This is a genomic window from Nonomuraea longispora (genome assembly GCF_004348345.1).
In the GTDB taxonomy this organism is placed as follows: domain Bacteria; phylum Actinomycetota; class Actinomycetes; order Streptosporangiales; family Streptosporangiaceae; genus Nonomuraea; species Nonomuraea longispora.
The window spans coordinates 1-12599 of sequence record NZ_SMJZ01000237.1; the positions used below are offsets into that span (position 1 = coordinate 1).

At 69.8% G+C, this 12599-nt stretch carries 13 protein-coding genes; 9 read left to right on the forward strand and 4 right to left on the reverse strand.

Going from position 1 to position 12599, the window contains the following annotated elements:
• From E1267_RS38320 to E1267_RS38335, 4 genes are all read left to right on the forward strand, one after another.
• On the forward strand, window positions 1-527 hold a 527-nt coding region (locus E1267_RS38320), incomplete at its 5' end, for a PadR family transcriptional regulator (RefSeq protein WP_165960026.1).
• Complete coding sequence (locus E1267_RS38325; RefSeq protein ID WP_132340319.1) at window positions 528-1505, forward strand: ATP-binding cassette domain-containing protein; 978 nt, start codon at window positions 528-530, stop codon at window positions 1503-1505.
• A 2-nt stretch (window positions 1506-1507) separates the two neighbouring features.
• A complete protein-coding gene (locus E1267_RS38330) occupies window positions 1508-2362 on the forward strand; it encodes an ABC transporter permease (protein ID WP_132340321.1) in 855 nt (284 codons plus the stop codon).
• Window positions 2363-2461: 99 nt separating this feature from the next.
• Window positions 2462-3202 (forward strand): hypothetical protein, encoded by a 741-nt coding sequence (locus E1267_RS38335; protein WP_132340323.1) that lies wholly within the window; start codon window positions 2462-2464, stop codon window positions 3200-3202.
• Window positions 3203-3262: 60 nt separating this feature from the next.
• Here the strand turns inward: E1267_RS38335 and E1267_RS38340 are convergent, their stop codons facing one another.
• Window positions 3263-4606 (reverse strand): hypothetical protein, encoded by a 1344-nt coding sequence (locus tag E1267_RS38340; RefSeq protein ID WP_132340325.1) that lies wholly within the window; start codon window positions 4604-4606, stop codon window positions 3263-3265.
• 197 nt (window positions 4607-4803) lie between these two features.
• On the opposite strand from E1267_RS38340, the gene E1267_RS38345 reads away from it, so the two are divergent.
• Entirely contained in the window at window positions 4804-7023 is a 2220-nt protein-coding gene (locus tag E1267_RS38345; protein WP_132340327.1) for a thiamine pyrophosphate-dependent enzyme, read from the forward strand.
• Between the two features lie 472 nt (window positions 7024-7495).
• Here E1267_RS38345 and E1267_RS38350 read toward each other — a convergent pair whose 3' ends face one another.
• Both E1267_RS38350 and E1267_RS38355 read right to left on the reverse strand, forming a co-directional pair.
• The gene (locus E1267_RS38350) at window positions 7496-8179 is read right to left on the reverse strand and encodes a serine/threonine-protein kinase (RefSeq protein ID WP_165960027.1); all 684 of its coding nucleotides are present in this window, start codon (window positions 8177-8179) and stop codon (window positions 7496-7498) included.
• A 54-nt stretch (window positions 8180-8233) separates the two neighbouring features.
• The gene (locus E1267_RS38355; RefSeq protein ID WP_132340331.1) at window positions 8234-8932 is read right to left on the reverse strand and encodes a M50 family metallopeptidase; all 699 of its coding nucleotides are present in this window, start codon (window positions 8930-8932) and stop codon (window positions 8234-8236) included.
• A 34-nt stretch (window positions 8933-8966) separates the two neighbouring features.
• Between E1267_RS38355 and E1267_RS38360 the strand changes: the two genes are divergently transcribed.
• The 4 genes from E1267_RS38360 to E1267_RS38375 are packed head-to-tail and all read left to right on the forward strand — an operon-like array spanning window position 8967 to window position 12213.
• Window positions 8967-9851 (forward strand): amidohydrolase family protein, encoded by an 885-nt coding sequence (locus E1267_RS38360; RefSeq protein WP_246064520.1) that lies wholly within the window; start codon window positions 8967-8969, stop codon window positions 9849-9851.
• A gap of 7 nt (window positions 9852-9858) precedes the next feature.
• Window positions 9859-10332 (forward strand): nuclear transport factor 2 family protein, encoded by a 474-nt coding sequence (locus E1267_RS38365; protein ID WP_132340333.1) that lies wholly within the window; start codon window positions 9859-9861, stop codon window positions 10330-10332.
• A 22-nt stretch (window positions 10333-10354) separates the two neighbouring features.
• Window positions 10355-11473 (forward strand): magnesium and cobalt transport protein CorA, encoded by a 1119-nt coding sequence (locus E1267_RS38370; protein ID WP_132340335.1) that lies wholly within the window; start codon window positions 10355-10357, stop codon window positions 11471-11473.
• An 11-nt stretch (window positions 11474-11484) separates the two neighbouring features.
• Window positions 11485-12213 carry a neutral zinc metallopeptidase gene (locus tag E1267_RS38375; protein WP_132340337.1) on the forward strand — a complete coding sequence of 243 codons (729 nt, stop codon included), beginning with the start codon at window positions 11485-11487 and terminating at the stop codon, window positions 12211-12213.
• 85 nt (window positions 12214-12298) lie between these two features.
• Here E1267_RS38375 and E1267_RS44980 read toward each other — a convergent pair.
• A partial coding sequence (locus E1267_RS44980) for a hypothetical protein (RefSeq protein WP_165960028.1) occupies window positions 12299-12599 on the reverse strand: 301 nt, incomplete at its 5' end.

Sequence of the window (12599 nt, forward strand, 5' to 3'; positions counted from 1 at the left end):
GGCCACCAGGCCCGCCGGGGGCGCTCGGGCCGCCGCCCCCTCCCCCGCCGGGATACGGCCCGGGACCGGGATGGGAGGCGCCACCGCCGAGGGTCCGCAGGGGCGACGTCAGGGCGGCCCTGCTCGCCCTCCTCCACGAGGGACCGCAGAACGGCTACCAGATGATCCAGGACATCGAGGAGCGCAGCCACGGCGTGTGGCGGCCCAGCCCGGGATCGGTCTATCCGGCGCTCCAGCAGCTCGAGGACGAGGGGCTGGTGACAGGGGACGAAGCGGGCGGGAGCCGTACGTACCGGCTGACCGAGCAGGGGCGCAGCCAGGCGGCCCGGCACGCCTGCGAGGCGCCTTGGGAGGAGGTCGCCCGCACCGTGCCGGCCGGCCACCACGAGCTGCGCCTGCTCTGGGCCCAGCTCACCGAGGCCTTCACCCACCTGGCCAGGACGGGCAGCGAACGGCAGGTGGCGGAGGCCAAGCAGTTGATCAAACAGACGCGCAGGTCCGTCTTCCAGATTCTCGCGGAGGGCTGAATGGCTGAGAACCCGGCGGTGGCCGTGCGGGGGCTGCGAAAGTCGTACGGAAAGGTCGACGCCGTCAACGGCGTGGAGTTCGAGGTGCGGCCCGGCGAGGTGTTCGGCTTCCTCGGCCCCAACGGCGCCGGCAAGACCACCACCATCAACATGCTCTGCACCCTGGTGAACCCGACCGGCGGCAGCGCCACCGTCGCGGGGCACGACGTGGTGAAGGAGCGCGACGAGGTGCGCAGGAACATCGGCCTGGTCTTCCAGGACCCCACCCTCGACGGCTATCTGAGCGCCGAGCAGAACCTGCGCTTCCACGCGGAGCTGTACGGCGTGCCGAAGAGCCTGGTCGGGAACCGGATCCGGCAGGTTATGGAGATGGTCGCGCTCTGGGACCGCAAGGACGCCAAGGTGATGACGTTCTCCGGCGGCATGAAGCGGCGGCTGGAGATCGCGAGGGGCCTGCTGCACTCGCCGCGGGTGTTGTTCCTGGACGAGCCGACCGTCGGCCTGGACCCGCAGACCCGTTCGGCCATCTGGGGCTACATCGACCAGTTGCGGCTCATGGAGGACATCACCATCTTCATGACCACGCACTACATGGACGAGGCCGAGTACTGCGACAGGATCGCGATCATCGACCACGGTGACATCGTCGTCATCGACTCCCCCGAGGCGCTCAAGGCCGGCATCGGCAAGGACCGCGTGCAGATCCAGACCGACGACGACGCCGGGGCGATCGGGGCGCTGCGCGAGCGGTTCGGGCTGGAGGCGGCCGTGCGCGAGGGCGCGGTGACGTTCGCCGTGCCGTCGGGCGAGGAGTTCGTGCCCCGGCTGTTCGCCGAGCTCGGCATGCCGATCCGCTCGGTGAGCGTCTCCCGGCCGTCGCTCGACGACGTGTTCATGTCCTACACCGGCTTCACCATCCGCGACGCCGAGGCCGGCGGCGACGACACGTCGTGGATGCGCACGATGGCGAGGCGGTAGCGATGGCGACAGAGACCGTCAGTGTCCGGGTACCTGCCCGCAGCGCCGGTCACGACCTCCGGGCCGTCAAGATCGTGCTCCACCGGGAGATGCTGCGGTTCGTCAACGACCGCCCCCGCATGTTGTCGATGCTCATGCAGCCCGTGTTGTGGCTGTTCGTCATGGGTACGGGGCTCGGCTCGCTGGTGCAGAGCTCGATCCCCGGGGTCGACTACCGCACGTTCATGTATCCCGGCATGATCTCCATGACCGTGATCATGACGGGCATGTTCTCCGCGGGGTCGATCGTGTGGGACCGCGAGTTCGGGTTTCTCAGGGAGATGCTGGTCGCGCCCGTCTCGCGCGGGGCGATCGTGGTCGGCAAGTGCCTGGGCGGCGCCCTCGTGGCCACCGGGCAGGGCGTCGTCATCCTCGCCATGGCGGGGCTGGTCGGCGTGCCCTACTCCCCCACGCTGCTTCTCACGCTGCTGGCGGAGATGTTCCTCGCCGCGTTCACGATCACAGCCTTCGGGGTGATGCTGGCCGCCCGGATGAAGAACATGCAGTCGTTCTTCGGGGTGATGCAGATGGCCATCATGCCGATGATGTTCCTGTCGGGGGCGATGTTCCCGCTGGCCAACCTGCCGTCGTGGCTGCACGTGCTGACCGTGGTCAACCCCATGACGTACGCGGTGGACCCGATGCGGCAGGCGGTCTTCTCCCACCTGGACGTGCCCGCCGAGGCGAACGCGGTGCTGAACCCGGGAGTGACGTGGTTCGGCGCGCAGGTGCCCGTGCTGATGGAGCTGGGCGTCGTGGCCGCGCTCGGGGCGGCGCTGCTGGGCGTGGGCATCGCCCAGTTCAGACGCGCCGAGTAGGACTGGTCTTCGCATCCGCCTGCGGTCGAACCCTCACGGAGGGTAGTTTTCCCGATGCGCGCGCGCTTCCCCGCCCTCCCCCCGAAAGGAGTTCATGCGATGCTGGATCTTTCCGAGCAGGTTCGTGACCTGGAGACCCGGGTCACGGCGCTCGAGCACGGTACATTCAGCGGCATGCCCGGCACCAGCGTCGCCGAACGCTTCAGCTCGCTGCACGACCGCGTGGACGTCGTAGGACAGAACGTCCTCAACAGGCTCGAGAAGTTCCGCGAGGAGACGAGCACCCGCTTCACGAATGTGGACGACCGCCTCAACGACCTCGACGACCAGATTCAGAACGTCAGGACGGAGATGGCGGACAACTTCGCCGTCGTGAACGCCAAGGCCGCGCGGATGGAGCTGCAGATCGACAAGATCTACCAGCGGCTCGACTCCCACGAGGCTCGCTTCGACCGTCTCGAGGCGTTCATGGGCAAGCAGGCCCGTGAGATCGACGACCGCTTCACATCCGTGGACGAGCAGTTCAAGACCATGGATGAGCGGTTCGAGGCCGTGGACGAGCGGTTCAAGGCCGTGGACGAGCGATTCGAGGCCGTGGACGAGCGATTCGACGCGGTGGACAAGCGGTTCGAGGACGTCGACCGGCGATTCGACGCGGTGGACAAGCGGTTCGAGGACGTCGACCGGCGATTCGACGCGGTGGACAAGCGGTTCGAGGCCGTGGACGAGCAGTTCAAGGCCGTCGACCGGCGATTCGACACCGTCGACAGTGAGATCGCGGACATCAAGTCTCTTCTGGTCCGCATCGACGCCAAGCTGCCCGGCCAGCAGCTCAACTAGGCCGGAACGGGTGCGACCCCGGGCGGTGTGCGCTCCGGGGCCGCTCCTCCTCTCAGGCGGTCAGCGTCTCACGCGGACGTAGTCCGCGCCGCTGGTGTCGCCGTACGCGTCGTCGTCACCGCGGAAGACGAACCTCCAGTGACCGGACCGCCAGGCCTTGGCCTTGGTGTGGAGGCGGCCGCTGTCGCCGGCCCAGGCCGACTTCACGTACTGCCACGTGCGCGAGCCGAGCGGCTTGAAGTACAACGACACCCGTCCGGAGTGTCCCTCCCACGAGCCGTCGTCGTCGATCTGCAGCAGGCCCCTGATCCTCAGGTACGAGCCCCGCTCGACCGGCTCGGGGTACGCGTTGACCGCGATCAGCCGTGTGTCCGCCTTCGCGGGCGGCGGCTTGACGGTCACGTAGTCCGGGCGGCTGACCGTGCCCTTGACGCCGCGGGCGCCGTCGTACTCGGCACGCCACCAGCCCGAGCTCCGCGCGGTGGCGGAGGCGTCGAAGCGGCCGTGGCGGCTGGTCCTGTCGCTGGTGACGTACGTCCACCGGTCGGAGCCGGCGGCCTTGAAGAAGATCTCCACTCGCTGCCCGGACACGCGGCCGCGGTCCCCGATCCGCAGGGAGCCGGACAGGCGCAGCCTGTCGCCCTTCTCCACCGGTTCGGGACGGGCATCGAAGCGGGAGATCCGGCTGTCGAGTTTGGAGCGCTTGACGTCGACCCGGTCGGAGTCGCTGACGGACGCCCCGGCGGCGGACGTGGCCGCGAACTGGGCCCGCCACCAGCCGGTGGAGTCGACGCGGACGCGGGCGCTGAACCAGCCGCCGCGGCCGGTCGTCACCTTGGCGGCCTCGCGGTAGGCGTCCGCGCCGCGCTCACGGAAGGTGATCGCGACGGACTGGCCGGAGTAGCCCTTGCCTCCGGCGAGGAGCCGGCCGGAGACCTTGATCCTGTCGCCCTTGTCCACCCGGCCGGGACGGGCGCCGAAGTTGGCGATCTTGGTGTCGAGCAGTTTCCTGACGACCTCGAACGTCCCGCTGCGGGAGGCGTCGCCGTCGCCGGCGGCGGAGGCCTTCCAGCCCCACTTGCCGACGGCCTTGGCGTCGAAGGTCTTGGTGCCGGTCCACTTCGTCCAGTTCCCGCGCTTGGCGGGCGTCAGGCTGACGGGGGTGTCGACGCTGACGTCGCCGGGCGCCTTGACCGTGAACCCGGCCTTCTCCGCTCCCTTGGTGGAGAAGCTGAACGTGGCCTTGACCGCGCCCTTGGAGACGTCGATCGGAGGGCCTGGGTCGATGTTCACCCTGGCGATGGCGGGGGCCTGGGCCGCCGTCGCTGCGGCGGGCGCCGAGACGAGCGTCCCGGCGGCCAGCGCGGTGGCCAGGGCGGCGGCTACACGGATGCGTTGTAACATGCGGGTTCCTTTCTGGATACCCCAGTGGTTTCAACGCGGCATTGAGGGTGCCACGTGTGTCCACCAGTAGACGTGCTTTCGCCAGCGAAGCGTGGGGTTTCTGACAAACGGTCATATGTTGGGGTCAAAGGGACCGGTCCATAACATCTCCCCGGCGTCCGGCAGACGGCGGCTCCGAACAAAGACATAATCGAGGCGTGGCGCGCGACACAGTTGAGACTCATTTCACCCAGGCCGTTGCGATGCTGGAGCCGGGCCCCGCCCGAGATCCCGGGCGGCCGGTCCGCGACGGCGTCGCCCTTACAGGCGAGCAGTGCCGCAGGCTGTTCCACCGCCAGCTCGACAGCCGGCTGCTCGACGTCGCCGCCCGTTGGCTGCGCACGCAGGACGAGGGCTACTACACGATCGGCTCCGCCGGCCACGAGGGCAACGCGGCCGTCGCCGCGGCCCTGCGCCCCGGTGACCCCGCACTGCTCCACTACCGCTCCGGCGCCTTCTACCTGACCAGGTCCGAGCAGGCCGGGCGGCTGCCCGAGCAGGGCATCCGCGACGTACTGATGGGCCTGACGGCGGCGGCCGACGAGCCGATCGCGGGTGGCCGGCACAAGGTGTTCGGCCACCCCGAGCTGGCCGTCATCCCGCAGACCTCCACGATCGCCAGCCATCTGCCCAGAGCCGTCGGCGTGGCGTTCGCGATCGAGCGGGCGCGGGCGCTCGGCGTCAGGACCGCCTGGCCACAGGACGCGATCGCCGTGTGCAGCTTCGGCGACGCCTCGGTCAACCACGCCAGCGCCCTGTCCGGCTTCAACACCGCCTCCTACGCGACCTACCAGGGACAGGCGCTGCCCCTGCTGTTCGTGTGCGAGGACAACGGCATCGGCATCAGCGTCCGCACGCCCAAGGGGTGGGTGGAGGCGTCCGCGCGGCGCCCGGGCATCGCCTACTTCTCCGCCGACGGCTGCGACCTGGCGCAGGCCTACGACGTGGCCGTACGCGCCGCCGAGCACGTACGCGAGCACCGCTCCCCCGCGTTCCTGCACCTGTCGACCGTGCGGCTCATGGGGCACGCGGGCTCCGACGTCGAGTCGGCCTACCGCACCCAGCGCGAGATCAAGGCCGACCTCGCGCGCGACCCGCTGCTGCGGACGGCGGCGATGCTCGTCGAGGCCGGTCTGGAGACTCCTGAAGGGCTGCTGACCACGTACGAGTCCGCGCGCGACCACGTGCTGCGCATGGCGATGGAGACGACGCGCAGCCCCCGGCTCGGCTCGGCCCGCGAGGTCATGCAGCCGATCGCGCCGCGCGACGCCGAGCTGATCGCCAGGATCAGCCCGGTGGCGGCCACCGCCGAGGCCAGGGAGAAGGCCTTCGCCGGATCGCTGCCGGAGAACGACCAGCCGCTGACGCTGTGCCAGTCCATCAACCGCACGCTCGCCGACGCGCTGACCGTCTACCCGGAGCTGACCGTGTTCGGCGAGGACGTCGCCAGGAAGGGCGGCGTCTACGGCGTGACCAGGGGGCTGCAGAAGCGGTTCGGGCCCGGGCGGGTGTTCGACACGCTGCTCGACGAGCAGGCCGTCCTCGGGCTGGCGCTCGGGGCCGGCGTGTCGGGGATGCTGCCGGTGCCCGAGATCCAATACCTCGCCTACCTGCACAACGCGCTCGACCAGATCCGCGGTGAGGCGGCCACGTTGTCGTTCTTCTCGCGGGGCTCCTACACCAACCCGATGGTGGTGCGGGTGGCCGGCTACGCCTACCAGAAGGGGTTCGGCGGCCACTTCCACAACGACAACGCGGTGGCCGCGCTGCGCGACATCCCTGGGCTGGTCATCGCCTCGCCGTCGCGCCCCGACGACGCCTCCGCGATGTTGCGCACCTGTCTCGCGGCGGCCCGCACGTCCGGGTCGGTCTGCGTCTACCTGGAGCCGATCGCCCTCTACCACACGCGTGACCTGTTCGAGGAGGGCGACGGAGGCTGGCTCGCGCCCTACGCGCCGCCCGGGCGCTGGGCCGAGACGCACGTCCCCATCGGGCGGGCCCGCTCCTACGGCGACGGGCGCGACCTGACGATCGTGACGTTCGGCAACGGGGTGCGGATGAGCCTGCGCGCCGCGGTGCGGCTCACCCAGGAGGGCTACGGCTGCCGCGTGCTCGACCTGCGCTGGCTGGCGCCGCTGCCGATGGAGGACCTGCTGCGGGCCGCGGAGCTGACCGGCAACGTGCTGGTCGCCGACGAGACCCGGCATTCGGGCGGCGTCTCGGAAGGCGTCGTGGCCGAGCTGCTCGACGCCGGGTTCACCGGATCGATCGCCCGGGTCACCTCGTCCGACAGCTTCGTCCCGCTGGGCAGGGCGGCCGACCACGTCCTGTTGTCGGAGGAGGAGATCGAGCAGGCGGCGCGCAAGCTACTCGGTTGAGCGCGCCACCGCGCCCCTGATGCACATGGGCTTCGACCAGGCCACCGTCGACGACTCCGAGATGCGCAGGGGCACGCCGACCACGAAGCAGTAGCCGGTGCCGGGGTCGAGGTCCGCGACGCGGGCCGAGGCTCTGCTGGAGCGACAGGTGCACCGCCAGCGCCGCGCCGCCGGCCGCGATGACGGCCACCCCCTCGCCGATCCGGGCGGGCCGGACCTGTCGTGTACGGGTCGTGGCGGGGGTGCGGCACCGTGGACATCCCCGGTCCGGGCCCCGGGTCCTGGCCCACGAGGTCCGTCACCGGCAGGCCGAGCTCGCCCTGCACCTGCCGCAACCGCCGTGCGAGCTCGCGTGCGGAGGCGTACCGGGCCTCGGGGTCTTTGCGCATCGCCCGCAGGATCGTCTCGAACAGCGGCTGCGGCACGTCGGCGCGGCCGAGAGGCGGCGGTTCGACGCTGAGCACGCGGTACATCAGCGGCGCGATCGACGGGTCCGTCGCGTTGTGGAAGGCGGGTTGACCGGCCAGCAGGTGGTAGAGGGTCGAGCCCAGCGAGTAGATGTCGGTCGAGACGGAGTGGGGCGCGCCGCTGAGCACCTCGGGGCGGCGTGCAGCGGGGTGAACGCCTGCGAGGCGGCCGAGACCTCCGCGTTGTCGACGACCCTGGCCACGCCGAAGTCGGCGATGGCGGGCTCGCCGTAGCGGGAGATGAGGATGTTCCGCGGCTTGATGTCGCCGTGCAGGACGCCCGCCTCGTGCACGGCGGCCAGCACGGCGGCCAGCACGGCGGCCAGCGCGCCGGCCGGCTTGACGCCCGTGCGCAGCGTGTCCTGCACCGTCAGCGGGCCCTCCCCGCGGATCCTGTCGCGCAGCGAGCCGTGCTCGAAGAAGTCCATCGCGATGTACGGCTTGCCGGAGCGCGTCACACCGGTGTCGAAGACGGTCACGACGTTGGGGTGGCCGGTCAGGCGGCCGGTGAGCTGCAGCTCCCGCTGGAAACGGCGCATGGTGCGCTGGTCGACCCGGTCGACGGACAACACCTTGAGCGCCACGATCCGGTCGAGGCGTTCCTGGTAGGCGCGGTAGACGACGGCGAACCCGCCCCGGCCCGCCTCATCGAGCACGCGGTAGCCCGGTGCGTCCTCGACTGGCAGCACGGCACCCCGGCTGTCCCCGGAGCTCGCAGGAGAGCTTAGTGGGGATATGCGTGCCTAGAGGGGATTCATGAGGTATGCGCCGAAGGCCACCGACGCCAGCGACACCAGCAGGAAGAAGAACACGTAGAACCCGCCGGGCAGGATCGTCAGCCTGGCCAGTTGGTCGGCGTCGGAGTCACGGGCCTGCCGCCGGTGCCGCTTGCGCTGCAGCTCGATGATCGGCCGGATGCCACCGAACAGCAGGAACCACACCGCGACCAGGGCGACGACCTGCTGCACCTCCGCCGGCGCGTACATGATCAGGGCGAAGACCGCGCCGCCCGTGGCCAGCAGGATCAGGGCGCCGTACAGGTTGCGGATGAGCAGCAGCATGCAGACCAGGAACAGCAGCACGACCCAGATCAGCAGCGTGATGCGGCCCTGCTCCGTCAGCCAGGCCGCGGCCAGGCCCAGCAGCGAGGGCGCCAGATAGCCGGCCAGCGCGGTCAGCACCATGCCGGGCCCGGTGGGTTTGCCCCTCGTCAGGGTGACGCCCGAGGTGTCGGAGTGCAGGCGGATGCCTTCGAGCTTGCGCCGGGTGAACAGCGCCATCAGCGCGTGGCCGCCCTCGTGGGCGATGGTGATCAGGCCCCTGGACAGCTGCCAGGGCAGGCGGAAGGAGACGATCACGAACGCGGCGAGAGCCGAGACCGCCACGACCCAGGGGTCGGGGGCAGGCTGAACCTCGATCAGGTGGGCCCAGAACTTGTCCATCGAGGAAGAACCCTATCCAGGTAAAGTCCTTCCCGTGGCCACAGAACGACATTCTGACGCTGAGGTGCCGGACTGGTGGCGCGGCCTCGGCCTGCCCGGCCTCATCGACCTGCACGTCCACTTCCTGCCCGAACGCATGCAGCGGCGGGTCTGGCACCACTTCCGCCACGGCGGCCCGCTGGTGGGTGACGGCTGGAAGATCGAGTACGAGTGGCCGGTGGAGGAGCGGCTGGCCCGGCTGAGGGAGATGGGCGTACGTATCTTTCCCGCCCTGGCCTACGCCCACAGACCCGGCATGGCCAGCGATCTCAACGCCTGGACCCTCGACTTCGCCCGCCGTACACCCGAATGCCTCCCCTCGGCGACCTTCTACCCCGAGCCTGGAGTCGTGGACTACGTGCGCCGGGCGCTCGAGGAGGGCGCCCGGATCTTCAAGGTGCACCTGCAGGTCGGCGGGTTCGACCCGAGGATTCCCGAGCTGGACGCGGTGTGGGGGCTGCTGGCCGAGGCCGGGGTGCCGGTGGTGACGCACGCCAGCGCCGTGCCCGTCCCCGGCGGCCACGTCGGCGCGGGGCCGATCGGCGAGGTGCTGCGCCGCCACCCCAGGCTCCGGCTGGTGATCGCGCACCTGGGCATGCCGGAGTACGACCCGTTCTTCGAGCTGGCCGCCCGCCACGAACGGGTCGCGCTGGACACCACGATGGCGTTCACCGACTTCGCCGAACTCGGGATGCCGTTCCCCGAGAGGTTGCGGCCCGCGCTGCTTGACCTCGGCCTGGCGGGGAAGGTGGTGCTCGGCACCGATTTCCCGACCATCCCGTACTCCTACGCGCACCAGCTCGGCGCGCTCGACCGGCTCGGCCTCGGCGAGGCCTGGCTCAGGGCCGTGTGCTGGGACAACGGCGCGGACATGATCTGATAGGACAGTGAACGACCGGCACGTGGCGCTGATCAGCGCCTTCTACGACGCTCTGGGGCGGGCCGACTTCGCGGCCATGGAAAGCTGCTACCACCCCGACGTCAGCTTCGGCGACCCCATCTTCCTGGAGGTGGAGGGTCGCGAGCGGGTCATGCGGATGTGGCGGCTGCAGCTCGGCGTCCGCGATGGGCTGCGGTCCACCTACGGCGACGTGACGGCGGACGACCACACCGGCAGCGCACACTGGACGGCCCGCTACACGTTCGCGCGCACGGGGCGCGAGGTCAGCAACGAGATCGACGCGCTGTTCAGGTTCGAGGAAGGCCTGATCGTGCGCCACCACGACGAGTTCGACTTCAGACGCTGGTCGAAGATGGCGCTCGGCAAGCCGCACGGGCTGCTGTTCGGCTGGACGCCCCTGTGGCGCAAGTCCATCAGGGACCGGGCGGCGCAGCAGCTCGACGAGTTCCGGCCCGCTTGACGTTGGGAGGGACGCAGGAGGGATGGCCAGGCTCAGAGGGTTGAGGCGCGGCCCGGACACGCGCGGGGAGGCGCCCGAGCTGTCCATGGACCCGCGTGCCTCGGAGGAGCCGCCCTACCGGCCGACCGTCATCGACAACGCGATCTACCGCGACGGCCAGCGCGTCGACAACCCCGGCTCGCTCGCCGACGCCTTCGAACGCCTCAAGCAGGAGCCGGGCAGCATGGCCTGGATCGGCCTCTACCGGCCGAAGGGCTGGGAGCTGGTCAAGCTTGGCGAGGAGTTCGAGCTGCACGAGCTGGCGCTGGAGGACGCCATCGTCGGCTCACAGCGACCCAAGGCCGACCGTTACGGCGACACCCTCTTCGTGGTGCTGCGGGCCGCGCGCTACCTCGACGACGTGGAGGAGGTCGCGTTCGGGGAACTGCACGTCTTCGTCGGCCCCAATTTCGTGATCACCGTACGCCATGCGGAGGCGCCCGACCTGCACGGCGTACGCCGCCGCATGGAGTCCGACCCAGACCTGCTCCGGCAGGGCCCGCAGGCCGTGCTCTACGCCATCCTCGACGCCGTTGTCGACGGCTACGCGCCGGTCGTGGCCGGGCTGCAGAAGGACATCGAGGAGATCGAGGTGCAGGTCTTCGGCGGCGACCCCTCGGTCTCGCGCCGCGTCTACGAGCTGTCGGGCGAAGTGATCGAGTTTCAGCGGGCCACCGCGCCGCTGATCGGGATGATCCACGGGTTCATCGCGGGGGCGGCGAAATACGGGGTGACCGGCGAGCTCGAAAGCTATCTCCGCGACGTGGCCGACCACGCCATCACGGTGGCGGAGCGCATCTCGTCCTTCCGCCAGATGTTGCAGAACATCCTCATCGTCAACTCGACGCTCGTCACGCAGGCGCAGAACGAGGAGATGGCTCGGATGACGGAGGCGAGCATCAGACAGGGCGAGGAGGTCAAGAAGATCTCCGCCTGGGCCGCCATCCTCTTCGCGCCGACCCTGGTCGGCACCATCTACGGGATGAACTTCGACGTCATGCCCGAGACCCACTGGGCCTACGGTTATCCATTCGCGATGCTGCTCATGGCGGCGGTCTGCCTGGTGCTCTACACCGTCTTCAAACGCCGCGACTGGCTCTAGTATCTGGCGTTATGATCATTCGTACCTTAGCCGGGGCGGTCGCCGGCATGGCCCTCTTCACCGGCGCGGCCCACGCGGAGCCGGTCAAAGGCGCCCCCGAGCTGACCCACAACGCCCTCTACAAGGCAGGCAAGGTCCCCAAGGTCTCCTGCAAGCTGAGCAAGGGCACCGGCAGCGCCTCGACCAGGAAATACATCACCGCACTAGTCGGCTGCCTCAACTCGGCGTGGAAACCCGCCATCAAGGACTTCAAGCCGGTGAAGGTGGTGTTCAAGGCATCCGGCGAGAAGGCGTCCTGCTCCACCGGCCTCGACCCCGCCACCTCGTTCTCCGAGATCTGCGCGACCTCCATCAGCGTGAAACTGGCCGGCGACTGGATCAAGACGAAGAACGACCTCAAGGTGTTCACCTCGATCACCAGAACGTGGAGCGGGGTCGTGACCGGGCAGACCGGCATCGGCCAGGCATGGTGGGCGCTGGAGAACAACGCCGACGAAGCCATCATGAACGAGCACAACCGCCGGTACTACCTGCAGATCGACTGCTTCGCGGGCGTGTCGGCGAAGGCCCTGGGACGGGCGGTCAAGAACTGGAAGCCCGTGCACAAGCTTCCGGAGTTCTGGAAGAACAGGTTCCACGGCACGAGCGCCAACAGGCTCTACTGGACCGAGAGAGGGTACACCTCGGGCAAGCCGGGAGCGTGCAACACCTGGAAGGCGAGTTCCTCCAAGGTGGCGTGACGGCGACGACGGGCCGGGGCGTTTCCGTGAGGCCGGCACGGTCTTCGGCGTCCGGGCCGTCGGCCGGCTCGCGCGGCCGGCCCCGTCAGGGCGCGGCCTCGCCGAGAACGGCCGCTGCCTGCGCCGCGTGCGGTCCGGCGCCTTCGGCGATCGTCCGCAGCATGGTGCGCGCCGGTTCCCGGGAGCCCCCGGCCATGATCCAGCCGGCGTAGTGGTAGGCGGCGCACGTCTCGGCTCCCGGCTCGGTGCTCGGTTCCCGCGCTTCGCCCGCCAGTTCGTACGCCGTCCGCGCCGCCTCGTCCTGCCAGCCTCCGTCACGCTCGTAGCAGAACGATGATCGCAGGCATGGTCGAGCCCCGCCAAACTCAGTGACAAGCACCCCGAAC